This window comes from Pseudomonas crudilactis, from assembly GCF_013433315.1.
Classification (GTDB): Bacteria; Pseudomonadota; Gammaproteobacteria; order Pseudomonadales; family Pseudomonadaceae; genus Aquipseudomonas; species Aquipseudomonas crudilactis.
The window spans coordinates 92,546-107,160 of record NZ_WXVV01000003.1; the positions used below are offsets into that span (position 1 = coordinate 92,546).

The 14,615-nt window shown below is 58.7% G+C and carries 9 protein-coding genes; 7 read left to right on the top strand and 2 right to left on the bottom strand.

Annotated features, from left to right (window positions below):
* Positions 1-111 precede the first annotated feature (111 nt).
* From rnr to dnaB, 7 genes are all read left to right on the top strand, one after another.
* Complete coding sequence (gene rnr, locus GTU76_RS04910) at positions 112-2,742, top strand: ribonuclease R (protein ID WP_016983784.1); 2,631 nt, start codon at positions 112-114, stop codon at positions 2,740-2,742.
* Positions 2,739-3,506, top strand: coding sequence for a 23S rRNA (guanosine(2251)-2'-O)-methyltransferase RlmB (gene rlmB, locus GTU76_RS04915; RefSeq protein ID WP_007915843.1), 768 nt, complete (start codon positions 2,739-2,741; stop codon positions 3,504-3,506). The genes rnr and rlmB overlap by 4 nt, the downstream gene beginning before the upstream one ends.
* Positions 3,507-3,813: 307 nt before the next feature.
* The gene (gene rpsF, locus GTU76_RS04920) at positions 3,814-4,236 is read left to right on the top strand and encodes a 30S ribosomal protein S6 (RefSeq protein WP_016771938.1); all 423 of its coding nucleotides are present in this window, start codon (positions 3,814-3,816) and stop codon (positions 4,234-4,236) included.
* Between the two features lie 29 nt (positions 4,237-4,265).
* Positions 4,266-4,496, top strand: a complete 231-nt coding sequence (gene rpsR, locus GTU76_RS04925) for a 30S ribosomal protein S18 (RefSeq protein ID WP_002551829.1) — start codon at positions 4,266-4,268, stop codon at positions 4,494-4,496.
* 36 nt (positions 4,497-4,532) lie between these two features.
* Complete coding sequence (locus GTU76_RS04930; RefSeq protein WP_180698169.1) at positions 4,533-5,426, top strand: hypothetical protein; 894 nt, start codon at positions 4,533-4,535, stop codon at positions 5,424-5,426.
* Between the two features lie 19 nt (positions 5,427-5,445).
* A complete protein-coding gene (gene rplI / locus GTU76_RS04935; protein ID WP_003186385.1) occupies positions 5,446-5,892 on the top strand; it encodes a 50S ribosomal protein L9 in 447 nt (148 codons plus the stop codon).
* 119 nt (positions 5,893-6,011) lie between these two features.
* Entirely contained in the window at positions 6,012-7,409 is a 1,398-nt protein-coding gene (gene dnaB / locus GTU76_RS04940) for a replicative DNA helicase (RefSeq protein ID WP_016983781.1), read from the top strand.
* Between the two features lie 44 nt (positions 7,410-7,453).
* On the opposite strand, the gene GTU76_RS04945 is transcribed toward dnaB, so the two are convergent.
* Positions 7,454-11,812: an NEL-type E3 ubiquitin ligase domain-containing protein gene (locus GTU76_RS04945; RefSeq protein WP_246376008.1), complete on the bottom strand. Its 4,359-nt coding sequence runs from the start codon at positions 11,810-11,812 to the stop codon at positions 7,454-7,456.
* Between the two features lie 114 nt (positions 11,813-11,926).
* Complete coding sequence (locus GTU76_RS04950) at positions 11,927-14,539, bottom strand: hypothetical protein (RefSeq protein WP_180698170.1); 2,613 nt, start codon at positions 14,537-14,539, stop codon at positions 11,927-11,929.
* Positions 14,540-14,615: the final 76 nt, after the last annotated feature.

Consider the following 14,615-nt stretch of genomic DNA (forward strand, 5'->3'; position numbering starts at 1 on the left):
CTTTCAAGCAACGCTACAGCCCCGGATACGCGCCTTATAGAGTCGGAAATTTCCCGTTTCATGGCGCCTATGCCAAACTAACCCGCATATAGACAAGGTGAAAACTCTCTAATGGCCGATTGGCAGTCCCTCGATCCCGAGGCCGCTCGTGAAGCGGAAAAATATGAAAACCCTATTCCTAGCCGCGAACTGATCCTGGCGCACCTCGCCGATCGGGGTTCGCCTGCTGCCCGCGAGCAACTGGTGGAAGAGTTTGGTCTGACCACAGAAGACCAGATCGAAGCCCTGCGCCGCCGCCTGCGCGCTATGGAGCGCGACGCTCAACTGATCTACACCCGCCGTGGCACATACGCGCCGGTAGACAAGCTCGACCTGATCCTCGGTCGCATCAGCGGTCACCGTGACGGTTTCGGCTTCCTCGTTCCTGACGATGGCAGCGACGACCTGTTCATGAGCCCGGCGCAAATGCGTCTGGTGTTCGATGGCGACCGTGCATTGGCGCGTGTTTCCGGTCTCGACCGTCGCGGTCGCCGCGAAGGCGTGATTGTCGAAGTGGTGTCCCGTGCCCACGAAACCATCGTCGGTCGCTACTTTGAAGAGGGCGGCATCGGCTTCGTCGTCGCGGACAATCCGAAGATTCAGCAAGAAGTGCTGGTCACCCCGGGCCGCAACGCCAACGCGCAGATCGGTCAGTTTGTCGAGGTGAAAATCACCCACTGGCCAACGCCGCGCTTCCAGCCGCAAGGCGACGTGGTCGAAGTGGTCGGCAACTACATGGCGCCGGGCATGGAAATCGATGTGGCCCTGCGCACCTACGACATTCCGCACGTCTGGCCTGAAGCCGTGCTGAAAGAAGCGGCCAAGCTCAAGCCGGAAGTCGAAGAAAAAGACAAAGAGAAGCGCGTCGACCTGCGCCATCTGCCGTTCGTCACCATTGACGGCGAAGATGCTCGCGACTTCGACGATGCGGTTTATTGCGAAGCCAAACCGGGCAAGCTGCGCCTGTTCTCCGGCGGCTGGAAGTTGTACGTGGCGATTGCCGACGTTTCCAGCTACGTGAAGATTGGTTCGGCGCTGGACAACGAAGCGCAAGTGCGCGGCAACTCCGTGTACTTCCCGGAACGCGTCGTGCCGATGCTGCCTGAGCAACTGTCCAACGGCCTGTGCTCGCTGAACCCACATGTCGATCGTCTGGCCATGGTTTGCGAGATGACCATCTCCAAGTCCGGCGAAATGACCGACTACTGCTTCTATGAAGCGGTGATTCACTCCCACGCTCGTCTGACATACAACAAAGTCAGCGCGATGCTGGAAACGCCGAAAGTCACCGAGGCGCGTCAGCTTCGCGGTGAGTACAACGACGTTCTGCCGCACCTTAAACAGCTGTATGCGCTGTACAAGGTGCTGCTGGCTGCTCGTCACGTCCGTGGCGCGATCGATTTCGAAACGCAGGAAACCCGAATCATCTTCGGTACCGAGCGCAAGATTGCCGAGATCCGTCCGACCACCCGTAACGATGCGCACAAGCTGATCGAGGAGTGCATGCTGGCGGCTAACGTGGCCACCGCCGAATTCCTCAAGAAGCACGAAATCCCTGCGCTGTATCGCGTCCACGATGGTCCGCCACCGGAGCGTCTGGAAAAACTCCGTGCCTTCCTTGGCGAGCTCGGCCTGTCCCTGCACAAAGGCAAGGACGGCCCGTCGCCGAAGGACTATCAGGCGCTGCTGGCGAGCATCAAGGATCGTCCGGATTTCCATCTGATCCAGACGGTGATGCTGCGTTCGCTGAGTCAAGCGGTGTACAGCGCTGACAATCAGGGCCACTTCGGCCTGAATTACGAAGCTTATACCCACTTCACCTCGCCGATCCGTCGTTACCCGGACTTGCTCACGCACCGCGCAATCCGCAGCGTGATCCATTCGAAACAGGACACCCCGCACGTTCGCCGTGCCGGTGCGATGTCCATTCCGAAGGCGCGCATCTATCCGTACGACGAAGCGGCGCTGGAGCAACTCGGCGAGCAATGCTCGATGAGCGAGCGCCGTGCCGACGAAGCGACCCGCGACGTCGTGAACTGGCTCAAATGCGAGTTCATGAAGGATCGCGTGGGCGAATCGTTCCCGGGTGTGATCACTGCGGTGACCGGTTTTGGTCTGTTCGTCGAACTGACCGATATCTACGTCGAAGGCCTGGTGCACGTCACCGCGCTGCCGGGCGATTACTACCACTTCGATCCTGTGCATCACCGCCTGGCGGGCGAGCGCACCGGCCGCAGTTTCCGTCTCGGCGATACCGTTGAAGTACGTGTGATGCGCGTTGACCTCGACGAGCGCAAGATCGACTTCGAGATGGCCGAAAAAACCATCAGCGCGCCGATTGGCCGCAAGAAGCGTGGTGCTGAAACGGCCGCACCCGCCGCGAAGGAAAAAGCCGAAGCGGCTCCAGCGAAAACCGCTGGTCGTCGTCCGGCGAAAGAAAAGGCTGCCGAAGCCTATCGTCCAAGCGACGCCGTGGCGAAAAACGCCGAGTTGCGCAAAAGCCGTGAAATGAAGAAAGCGCTGCTTTCCGACGCGAAAAACGGTGGTAAAGCGGCGTCCGGGGGAAAGACCGGACGGTCGGCGCCTGAAAAGGCTTCCGGCGGCAAGCCAGCGAAACCGAGCAAACACCGTAAAGGCCCGCCAAAAGCGGGTTCTGCTCCAGCCAAAAGTGGCGGGGCACGTAAACCGAAGGCGAAGTCATGAGTCAGTTGGAAAAAATCTACGGCGTTCACGCGGTAGAAGCGCTGCTGCGTCACCACCCGAAACGCGTCAAGCAGATCTGGCTGGCGGAAAGCCGCAATGATCCACGCGTGCAGACGCTGGTTGAGCTGGCCAACGAAAATCGCGTCCAGGTCGGCCAGGCTGAACGCCGTGAAATGGACGCTTGGGTTGAAGGCGTGCATCAGGGCGTGGTCGCGGAAGTCAGCCCGAGCCAGGTCTGGGGCGAGGCGATGCTCGATGAGCTGCTTGATCGCACTGAAGGCGCGCCACTGTTGCTGGTACTCGACGGCGTGACCGATCCGCACAACCTCGGCGCCTGCCTGCGTTCGGCCGATGCTGCCGGTGCACTGGCGGTGATCGTGCCGAAAGACAAGTCGGCGACCCTGACGCCAGTCGTGCGTAAAGTCGCTTGCGGCGCGGCGGAAGTGATTCCGTTGGTGGCGGTAACCAACCTCGCCCGTACCCTGGAAAAACTTCAGCAGCGCGGTCTGTGGATTGTCGGCACGGCAGGCGAAGCTGAAGTCAGCATTTACGACCAGGATCTGACTGGCCCGACCATTCTGATCATGGGCGCTGAAGGCAAAGGCATGCGTCGCCTGACCCGTGAACACTGCGACTATCTGGTGAAGCTGCCGATGGCCGGTAGCGTCAGCAGTCTGAACGTATCCGTGGCAACCGGCGTGTGCCTGTTTGAAGCGCAGCGTCAGCGCGGTGCCAAAGCCAAGGCTGCCACCAAGAAATCCTGAGTCGTACACGATTCAAATGTGGGAGCGAGCTTGCTCGCGAAGAGGGCGTGTCAGTCGACGTAAATGTTGCCTGACAAACCGCATTCGCGAGCAAGCTCGCTCCCACAGTGTTTTGTGGTGTGGCATAACTGAGTGATTGTTCAAATAATCACCAATTGCCTTGCACCTCTTCTGTCCCTTCTCTACAATTGCGCCCCTTGCTGTGACGGCAGGCACGCATGTGCCCCGCGCCAGCAAGTCCATAAGTGTCATTCACTCCTTGTCTGACCGTTTTTGAGCGGCAGGCTACAACCCGTAAGGAGCATTCATGCGTCATTACGAAATCATCTTTCTGGTCCACCCGGATCAGAGCGAGCAAGTCGGCGGCATGGTTGAGCGTTACACCAAGCTGATCGAAGAAGACGGCGGCAAAATCCACCGTCTGGAAGATTGGGGCCGTCGTCAACTGGCCTACGCAATCAACAATGTTCACAAGGCTCACTACGTGATGCTGAACGTTGAGTGCACTGGCAAGGCCCTGGCCGAGCTGGAAGACAACTTCCGCTACAACGATGCAGTGATCCGTAACCTGGTCATCCGTCGCGACGAAGCCGTAACTGGCCAGTCCGAGATGCTCAAGGCTGAAGAAAACCGCAGTGAGCGCCGTGAGCGTCGCGACCGTCCTGAGCACGAAGGCGCCGAAGGCACCGATAGTGATGACAGCGACAACAGCGATAACGCTGACGAGTAATCCACGGACCTTATTAAGGAGCCTATCAAATGGCACGTTTCTTCCGTCGTCGTAAATTCTGCCGCTTCACCGCTGAAGACGTGAAAGAGATCGATTACAAAGATCTCAACACTCTGAAAGCTTACGTATCCGAGACCGGCAAAATCGTTCCAAGCCGCATCACCGGTACCAAAGCTCGTTATCAGCGTCAGCTGGCCACCGCTATCAAGCGCGCCCGCTTCCTGGCCCTGCTGGCCTACACCGACAGCCACGGCCGCTGAGACCGGGCAGTCGACAAGTAGCAAAGGATTGAATGCATGCGTGCCTTAGCTGAGTTCATCATGCGAGGCCGTATGCAGGCCACTCTCGTGGTGGCCGGATGTGCAACATTGCCGTTGTTGTATTGGTTGGGCGCTGCCGCGGGGAGCCTTGTGCTGCTGCGGCGCGGACTGACGGACGCCCTGGGTGTTCTGTCTCTGGGGCTGCTGCCGGCATTGATCTGGTGGCTGTATGCCGATGATCCACGCGCACTTCTGGTGCTGCTGGGGTCTTCGGGACTTGCGTTGGTTTTGCGCGCAAGTGAGTCCTGGGTCCGCACGCTGCTGGTCAGCGTAGTGATTGGAGTGGTGTTTTCAGTGGTGCTCGGGGCTGCGTTTGCGGCCCAGATCGAGATGCTCGCGCAGGCCTTGATAAAGGTCATGCCAGCGCTTCTCGGTGAGACCTACAAGCAATTGTCGGTCGATGAGCAAGCGCGTTTCGCGTCCCTGATTGCACCGGTCCTGACCGGACTGATTGCGGCGTTGTTGCAGATCGTCAGCGTGCTGAGCCTGATTGTCGGGCGGCATTGGCAGGCGTTGTTGTACAACCCGGGTGGTTTTGGTCGCGAGTTTCGCGCCATCCGGATCCCGCTGCGGCCGGCGATGTTACTGCTGGCGTTGATGCTTCTGGGCCCGAATCTCGGTGCACAGATGGCCATGTTGACGCCGTTGTGCAGTGTACCGCTGGTGTTCGCCGGACTTGCCCTGATTCACGGGCTGGTCGGGCAGAAGCGACTGGCCGGTTTCTGGCTGGTGGGGTTGTACGTCACGCTGCTGCTGTTCATGCAGCTGATCTATCCGTTGCTCGTGGTCTTGGCCATTGTCGACAGCCTGATTGATTTTCGCGGTCGTCACGTGTCGAAAGACACCGATAACGCGAACGGTGAAGGTTAAAAGTTAAGAGGATTTCCACATGCAACTGATCCTTCTGGAAAAAATCGCCAACCTGGGCAACCTGGGCGACAAAGTAAACGTTAAGGCCGGTTACGGCCGTAACTACCTGCTGCCTTTCGGCAAAGCTACCGCTGCAACCGCTGCCAACCTGGCTGCGTTTGAAGAGCGTCGTGCTGAGCTGGAAAAAGCTGCCGCAGACCGTAAAGCATCGGCTGAAAGCCGTGCTGCCCAACTGGCCGAGCTGGAAGTGACCATCACTGCCACCGCTGGCGACGAAGGCAAGCTGTTCGGTTCGATCGGTACTCACGACATTGCTGACGCACTGACCGCCTCCGGCGTTGAAGTTGCGAAAAGCGAAGTTCGTCTGCCGAACGGCACCATCCGCAACGTGGGTGAATTCGACGTGGCTGTGCACCTGCACGCCGAAGTTGAAGCCACCGTACGCGTTGTCGTGGTAGCAGCTTAAGCAACACTGATCGGCTGGCGGCTTGTCCGTCAGACGGTTAACATCGGGCACGATCCTGTTTACAGGTCGTGCCCTTTGTCTTTCTGAATTCCCTGTTTTTCCAAACAACACAAGTGGCCATGAACGATATCTCCGCTCCCGAGCAATACGATCTGCAAACCGCTGCCCTGAAGGTGCCGCCGCATTCCATCGAAGCCGAACAGGCTGTACTCGGTGGTCTGATGCTGGACAACAACGCCTGGGAACGCGTGCTCGATCAAGTCTCCGACGGCGATTTCTATCGGCATGACCACCGTCTGATTTTCCGTGCGATCGCCAAACTGGCCGATCAGAACTCCCCGATCGACGTCGTGACCCTTGCCGAGCAATTGGACAAGGAAGGTCAGACCTCGCAAGTCGGCGGTCTCGGTTACCTTGGCGAACTGGCGAAAAACACGCCGTCCGTCGCCAACATCAAGGCGTATGCGCAGATCGTTCGCGAACGAGCGACCTTGCGCCAGTTGATCGGCATCAGCACCGAGATCGCTGACAGCGCCTTCAACCCTGAAGGTCGTACTGCCGCCGAGATTCTTGACGAAGCCGAACGGCAGATCTTCCAGATTGCCGAGGCCCGGCCTAAAACCGGCGGCCCGGTAGGTGTAAACGATTTGCTGACCAAGGCCATCGACCGCATCGACACCTTGTTCAACACTGACAACGCCATCACTGGCTTGTCCACCGGCTACACCGACCTCGACGAGAAGACCAGCGGCCTGCAGCCGTCCGACTTGATCATCGTCGCCGGCCGTCCGTCGATGGGTAAAACCACCTTTGCGATGAACCTGGTGGAAAACGCTGTGTTGCGCAGCGAGAAGGCGGTTCTGGTGTACTCCCTCGAGATGCCAGGCGAATCGCTGATCATGCGTATGCTCTCCTCGCTGGGGCGCATCGATCAGACCAAAGTGCGTTCCGGTCAACTGGAAGACGATGACTGGCCGCGCCTGACTTCAGCGGTCAACCTGCTCAACGATCGCAAACTGTTCATCGATGACACCGCCGGTATCAGCCCGTCGGAAATGCGTGCGCGGACCCGGCGCCTGGTGCGTGAACACGGCGACGTCGGCCTGATCATGATCGACTACCTGCAACTGATGCAGATCCCCGGTTCCAGCGGTGACAACCGTACCAACGAAATTTCCGAGATCTCGCGATCTCTGAAAGCGCTGGCCAAGGAGTTCAACTGCCCGGTAGTCGCCCTGTCGCAGCTCAACCGTTCCCTCGAACAGCGTCCCAACAAGCGTCCGGTGAACTCCGACTTGCGTGAATCCGGAGCGATCGAGCAGGACGCCGACGTGATCATGTTCGTCTATCGCGACGAGGTGTATCACCCGGAAACCGAACACAAGGGCATCGCCGAAATCATCATCGGCAAGCAGCGTAACGGCCCGATCGGTTTTATCCGCCTGGCGTTCATCGGCAAATACACCCGTTTCGAAAACCTAGCGCCCGGCAGCTACAACTTCGACGACGACGAATGAGTGTTGGCCGAAGTCATTCGGCCAACACCCGCTCTTGCGCTGTGTTACGTGCTTTCGCCCGCGGGTTCTTCGACGTTGTCGCGGGTCGCATGCCCGGCCAGTTCCAGCTGGGTCAGCGTTTCGATCAAGGCCGCTTCCTCGATCGCAAGCGGCGCTTGCAGCGCTCTGGATTGCGCGTCGTATTCGGCAAACGATAGTTCGTTGGCAGCATAAGACTCATCGAGTGTCGCCTGGCGGTCCTGAAACGGCTGACGCTGAGCTTCGAACTGCGATTGGTATTTGTGGATGACAAACTCCTGCCAGAACTCTCTCGATAACAGAGCCTGAAATTCTTCGGGCGAGTTATCCAGTGCGATGATTTTTTCGTATGCGGCATCCATCTGTGCTTTTGACACATTGACCAGATGCCCGAAACCCATTCGCTCGGGCTGCCCCGGCAGTTGCAAACGGTCTTTCAGACCGTGGCGATAAAAAAGCCTGATTTCGACTTCTTCTGAGACATGCGGGGCTGGAAGCGCCTGAGTCTCCTGGCCCTGCCTGGATTCGAGGATGCTCGCCTCTCGTTGCGCAATGTCCGCCGATGCGATTTTGTCGACCTCATGCAAGCGAAACAAGGCCTTGGACAATGCAGTAAGTTGCGGACCTTGTGCCTGATCCCGAGCCAGGCTGCGAGCGTTATGCATCATCATCCGGGTTTCCAGATTGGCGAACGTGAAGGCTGCCCGATCGCAGCAGGCTGCCTCGCCTGACCGTTCGAACAATTCGCTGCGCAGGCGTTCGGATTGCGGGTTGTTTTCGGTAATGCTGTCGATCAGTTTCCAGACCCGTTGCTGAAGGTCGTTATGGCCGGCGGGAACATGCAGCAGACGGGCAAGGGTATTGAACAGCCCATCGGAGCCTTGCTGGTTACGCAGTGTTCGCCATTGGGCTCTTCGGGTTGACAGCAGATCGGTTGGCATCCCGACTGTCCAGCGAGCCATTGGGTTGTCGGTGGTGACTCGGCGCACAACAGGCGCGTGGCCGTCCGCCGTGTCGAGCAGGTTGTTCCGGCCGGTCAGCGGCATCTCTGCCTCAATCAGTCGGTCGTTGTAATGGTTCAGCCGGGTACGTGTCTCTGCCGACAGTGGATTGTCGGTGATGTTGGTCACGTTGTTGACGCGAGCCGTGTGTGCAAGTCGCTCGTCCGGCGGGGCAATGACGGGATCGGGGATTTCCTCGATCCGGTTGTTGCTCAGGTTAACGGTATCCAATAGGGGTTGATCGGCAATGCCGGCAGGAAAGGTGTCGATGCCTGTGTTGGCCAGATTGATTGAGCGCATGTCGATTATCCGGCTGAAATCCGGGGCGATGGCCAATTGTGGATTGTCATGCAGCCACAATGCTCGCAGTGTTGTGCGTTCTGACAAAGCGCGGGCGGTGTCGTCCGTCAGGACGATCTGGTTGTTCTGCAGAAACAGTCGGGTCAGACCGTTCATTTCTCCAGCGGCGGGCGGCAATTCGCGCAGTTGATTGCGTGAAAGATCCAGCCAGCGTACGTGGCGAAAACGGGTCAGAAAGCCTTCCGGCGATGTGCTCAGGCCCATATTGCTCAGGTTGAGCGAGCCGACGTGACTGAAGTCTGCGTCGATATCCGGCAGGCTTTGCAGCCTCAGACCGCGCAGGTCCAGCTCAAGTCCGATGGGGGTCCTGTCATTGGCCAGTTTTTGCGGAGTTTCACGTCGCCAGCAACTGATGATCCGCTGGCTTGCCGTGGTGCGATCGTTGCGAGTCTCGGCGTTGATTAACACCTGATTCGCGCGAAGATAACCCTGACGGTTGCCACCTCCCGAAAAAACCCACGCGTCCAGATGGGTTTTCAGTGTGGTGAATTCTCGTTCGAGGCTGGCCAGCCTTGTACCGGCAGTGCCTTGGTCAAGGTTCCACAAATACTCTCTGCACTCCTTGATGCTTTTGTTCGGATAGAGGCGGCGATATCGCTGCGCTCGAGAGTTGTCGCTATCGAAAGCAGCGGGATGCGCAGCGTCCAACAGTTGCGGGTGCGCAACGTGCACACGTCGCCAGTAGCCGTCGAACTTTCTCCAGTAACCTGATGGAAAATCATTGCCCTCCAGTAACGTAGCGCCGTTGATTCGAGCGATCGAGGCCAATTGCTCGGGAGCGGGGTTGATGTTTGCCTGCGGCACTTGCGTCAAGTGGTTATTGCGCAAATCAAGGCCCGCCAAAGCAGTTTTGCCCAGCAGGCCAGTCGGCCACTGATCGATTCCCGTGCTGTTCAAGTCAACGCTTGTCAGCCCGGACATGGCGCTGAAATCGGGGGACGTTTTCAGCGGGTTCTGCGAAAGATTGACGATCTGCAGCCGGCTCAGGGTGCTCAGTGCTGCAGCACTTTGCGCATCCAGCTCAAGATTGTTGGCGCTCAGATCCAGTCGGGTCAGCTTGTTCATATCGTTCACGCTGGCTGGAAGCTTTTGAAGATTGGAACGGTTGATGGACAGGCTTTCCAGGTTGGTAAAGTTGGCCAGGAAGGTGTCGCCGCTATCCGACCAGTTCATTTCTTGCAGATCGAGCATCCGGACATGACTGAAATCCGCCGTCAGGGCGGGCAGTGGTCCACTGCCGGGCGGAAGTCTGAGCATTTCCCCCGACTCCCGTAGCCAGCAGGCCTTGATGATTCTGGCGACACGTTGCGGTGCCCATCGTCTTGCTGTGGCCGCGTCGATGGAGCCCTGGTATTGATGGCCGGCGACATAATCTTCCAGCTGCGTTTCAAGCAGGTCGAAATCCTGCAGGCGGCGAGTCAGTTCCTGATCTCCCAATTGCAGAACGTAATCCTTCGCCGCTTGCGCATCCTTGCCCGGGTACATCCGCTGCACCGCGGTCAGCTCGGGAATATTTTCGACCAGCCTGAGACCCTGTGGATGAGCAGAGCCAGACAATGCAGGATGATCCGCAGCGAGGCGGCGCCAATACAGTTCCAGGGTTTTCCAATAGCCGGGAGCAAAGGCGTTGCCCTCAATAAGGGTGACGCCGTTAAGTCTGACGGTGGCCTCGAGCTGCGCGGCGGGGGGATTGAGCAGCGTCTGGGGTACTTCCTGCAGTTGGTTATTGCGCAAGTCGACGATTTGCAGACCGGTCTGGTGGCGCAAACCTGTTGGCCACTGATCCAGTTGCGAATTGCTCAGGTTTAACACTTTCAACCCGGTCAGCGCGCTGAAGTCGGGCGTCATGCTCAGCGGATTGTTCGACAGGTTGATGGTTTCAAGATTGCTGAGGGACGTGAATGCAACTGCGGTTGGTGTGTCCAGCCGGATCCGGTTGGCGCTCAAATCCAACGTTCTCAAGTTGCCCATCTGCGCGACCGCTGCCGGCAGTTTATCCAGCGTGGCGCGGGTGACCGTCAATTGCTCCAGGCGCGAGAATCCGCTGAGAAAAGTGTCGGCTGCGGGCGTCCAGGTGATGGAGTCCAGAGACAGTTCCCGGACATGGCTGAAATCAGCCTGCAATGCCGGCAGGGGGCCGCTGCCAGGCGCAAGCTTCAATGATGTCCCGGTCTCTCGGCGAAAGCAGCGTTTTATTTCCTGGGTGACGTGTTCTGCCCAGTCTTTTGCTATTGCTGGCGTCGAAGATGATTCGGTGCTCCAGAGCGTCAGTTGATGCTTGAGCGTTTTGTATTCGGTTTCGCGTCGACTCAACCCGCCTTCGATGTCGCTGCCCAGCGAGCGGATGTAAGCGCCAATCTGTTCCTCACTCATGGCGCGGAACAGCCTCTTTGCGCGAGCGTGTGGACTGCGCAGCCGATTGATGATGGCGGCAACCCGGTCTGCCAATTGTCGATGAGCAGGGCGTACGTGCCCGTCACCGGGCCGGGGCAATCCACGATTGCTTGGCGTGGCCGACGTAGACGGGGCGGGTTGGGGGCGTTCCTGTGGGTGCCAGAGCCCGCTTTCGGTGTCACGCAGCAGCACCGGGCCGAGCGCTTCCAGATCGATTGATAAGCGGGCTCGATACTGTCGGGTCAGCGTGTCGACTCCGACAAGCACCGTGCCGCCGTTGGGGACATCGACGTAACGTCGCCCCCTGTGCACCCGGAAACCCTCGGCATTTGGACCTTGCAGGTCAGCGGGGGTGGCAATCCAGTAATGTTCCAGTGGCCATTGCTCACGCGTGATCGCGGCTATTGGTGGCGCTGACTCACTGATCGTTACCGCCGGTATTGGCGCGATGCTATCGAGGCTGGCGTCGCTCGCGGGTCTGCCGAGACCTTCACGGTTCAGTGTTCCTCGTGAGCTCGATGGGCCGAAATCGACATGCGGTGGTGTCTCGGACCTTACTGTTTCCGATTCTTGCCGGGTCGGTCGTACGGGGCTTTCAACGGTGCCTTTGAAAGGCAGTCGTGGTGACATTTTTTCTTCCTTGCAGGTTTGCTATCAGGGCCCGCGAACGGGCGCCGACAGCGTTCGGCGTCATTGCCTGGTGGTTGTCACAGGGTCGCAAGCGCGGTGCTCGGGCGTGGCCGTTTACTCGGCAAGCACTGCGGCGTTGTCTGCCAATGTGAATATCTTGTGCGCTGTTTTGCCATCGAACCTCTCTCGCCAGATCGGCACATGCACCAGACCGGCCAGTTCATCGCGGCGCTGCGACTCGATCCCGCGTTTGCTCTGTTCCAGGGTTTTCAGGTGGCTGCCCTTGATAGTGAAATTCAGCGGGTGGCTGTCCTGCTTGTCATAGTGGAAGTGGGCTTGCCACAACGGTCCGCCGTCAGCGCGATCAGAGATGGCGTAAACGTCGAGGAATGACTTGTCCTTGCCTTTGCCCAACGCCTTGCGATCAACGGTCTTGCTCACATTGAGCTCGGCGCGATCCAGCAGATAATTCAGGCGCATGATGTCCAGCACGTCTTTGTTCTTGTACATCCGCACCAGAATCTCTTGCCCTTGGCTGGTCAATGAGTCGGCTGCGGTTCGCAGGCGTGCGGCCAAATCGATGATCCCTCTATCTTCGCCCTCGCTTGCGTGGTTCTCCAGCCGTCTGGCCTGCTCGTTGAGCAAATCGCTTTCCTTGCCCAGACTTTCGATGATCTCTGTCGGGTTGGTTTTTCTGGCTTCCTGGGCGCTCGCATCGAGCATGTGATTCTCATGGCTGGCCAGTAACCGGATTGCCTCGCCGACCAGTTGCGAGCGTGGTACGCGGACAATCGGCGGGAGCACCGGCAGCCACTCGTCTTGTCTTTTTTCGTAGCGCCTGGGCGGCGAATCGGGCCGCAACGGATCGGGAACCTTGATGATGATGCTCCCGTCCGGGGCGGTTTCAGTCTCCCCGACCAGTACCCTGTAAGTGCCGTGCTGACGGGTTCGGAACATTTTCTTGGCGGGGGCGGGACGGCTTGTATCGGCGTAGACCGGTTGCGTCGGAATGAAGTCGAAATCAATGTCCTGATCGAGGCTCGGCAGATCGGATCGGCGCATCGAAACGTCAAGTATTTCAGTCAGTTTGCCTTCGATTTTCTTCTCGATCGGATCGATCAGAGCAATGATCTCCTCAAGGTATTGGCTCCTCGGGCTTTGCGAGCTCAGCAGCATCTCAAAGCGGCTCCGGTCTCCTTTCAACTGATCAATAGCCAGCAGCAGCGCCATGGGATGCTCGCGCTCTGGAACATTGCCCAGATCCCCGGTAATCAGGTCGAGGGCTGATAGCGAGGGCATGGTCGTGTCAGGCGGCTGGTCGGGAGTGTCGGCAAACAGGTGCACATAAAGCGCCAGTTTGTTGAAGTTGATGCGATCCGCTGCGGGTACCTGCCGGCCGAGTTCAGTCAGTTGCGCGGCCGCTCCGGGAGACGCTTTTCTGATTTGCTCCATCACCACCTGGCGCTCGTCGAGAATCTTCAGTTTCTTGTTCAGGTGAGTGATGATTTTCCTGCAATTGTCGGCACTCATGTCTGTCACCTCAGGCCTGGTTCTGAGGTCCATGACGGCCATGAGCCTGTTGAGGTATTCGACGCGCTCTATCCGGAAGGTGTGCAGTTCTTCCTTGAATAGCCCGCCTGCCTTGAGGATGGTCATCCAGTCCTTGTTGTCGACGAGCGACTGAACAAAAGCCGTTTGTTTTCTGATGTGCTTGAGCAAATGCACTTCAACGGCGACCAGGGCCGCGGTCCTGGCGGGGCCATCCGCCTGTTGTCGGGCTCGACTCCAGAGGGCGTCGTACTGCGTGGATGATTCGATCAGGGCGGTGTGGGCATTCTGGAAGGGTTCATAGCGTTGCATCAGGAGGGCCATTTTGGCCTGCGTCGAGTCATTGCGGGGCATGCCACCCCTCAGCCCCGTAAGCACGGAGACCCAGACGTTTGCCTCGTTGCGAGTGATCGCCCGGGTTTTACCGCTGCGACTGGCGCGGTAGATGTTCGCGCTGTCGTTGGCCACCGGATCCTTTGGGTTAACAATACGCCACACCTTGTGCGCCGGGCTCGACGCGTCGAGATCTTGCATCGCCTGATACGCGTGGTTGTGGATGATCACGTAGAGCTTGCCGTCGTGGCGAAACAAACCATCGCTGCCGGGCTCGGCTGTGCGCAAATCCAGATCAGTGCGAAACGGCTGAAGGCTTGCGTCGGTGGGCGGGACGTTGCCGGCGTCAACATCATTGAGTGGGTGCCAGACGCCACTGTCGACGTCGCGTAATAGCAGCGGCCCAGAGGGGTGCAGTTCGCTCGATAGCCGGGCCCGGTACAGTCCCGTGTCCGGCTGCACTGCGACCAGAACGATGCCGCCATCGGGGACGTCGACGTACAGCCGTTTGTTGTACACCCTGAATCCTTCGCTGTCGGCAGGCGGCAGTTTTGCCGTGGTACTGACCCAGTAATGCTTTAGCGGCTGATCGGTGACGAGACGGACTTCAGCGGGGGCTGGGGTCGGGCGAATCATGACAGTCGCTGCTGGCAGGATCGCATCGAGGTCTTTAACGCCGGGTGGCGGGGTCCGCGGTTTCGGGGTTTCGCCATGAAGCCACGGATCGAGGCCTTTGCGGCCCGGCGTATCTGATGTCTTTGTGTCGCCGTCCACCGGTCGATTCGAGCGGATATGGACGTCCACGTCCACGTAGGCGGTGCCATTGCGAGGCGGTTTTACTGCCATGTTTCTTCATCCTTGAAAAAGTGGCGGCTGCAGCACCCGTTCATCGAGTACTGCAAGGCATTCAGCGTCATTGCCG

Coding starts and splice junctions, on each gene's coding strand:
- rnr (WP_016983784.1), top strand. CDS start 112: ATGGCCGATTGGCAGTCCCTCGATCCCGAGGCCGCTCGTGAAGCGGAA.
- rlmB (WP_007915843.1), top strand. CDS start 2,739: ATGAGTCAGTTGGAAAAAATCTACGGCGTTCACGCGGTAGAAGCGCTG.
- rpsF (WP_016771938.1), top strand. CDS start 3,814: ATGCGTCATTACGAAATCATCTTTCTGGTCCACCCGGATCAGAGCGAG.
- rpsR (WP_002551829.1), top strand. CDS start 4,266: ATGGCACGTTTCTTCCGTCGTCGTAAATTCTGCCGCTTCACCGCTGAA.
- GTU76_RS04930 (WP_180698169.1), top strand. CDS start 4,533: ATGCGTGCCTTAGCTGAGTTCATCATGCGAGGCCGTATGCAGGCCACT.
- rplI (WP_003186385.1), top strand. CDS start 5,446: ATGCAACTGATCCTTCTGGAAAAAATCGCCAACCTGGGCAACCTGGGC.
- dnaB (WP_016983781.1), top strand. CDS start 6,012: ATGAACGATATCTCCGCTCCCGAGCAATACGATCTGCAAACCGCTGCC.
- GTU76_RS04945 (WP_246376008.1), bottom strand. CDS start 11,812: ATGTCACCACGACTGCCTTTCAAAGGCACCGTTGAAAGCCCCGTACGA.
- GTU76_RS04950 (WP_180698170.1), bottom strand. CDS start 14,539: ATGGCAGTAAAACCGCCTCGCAATGGCACCGCCTACGTGGACGTGGAC.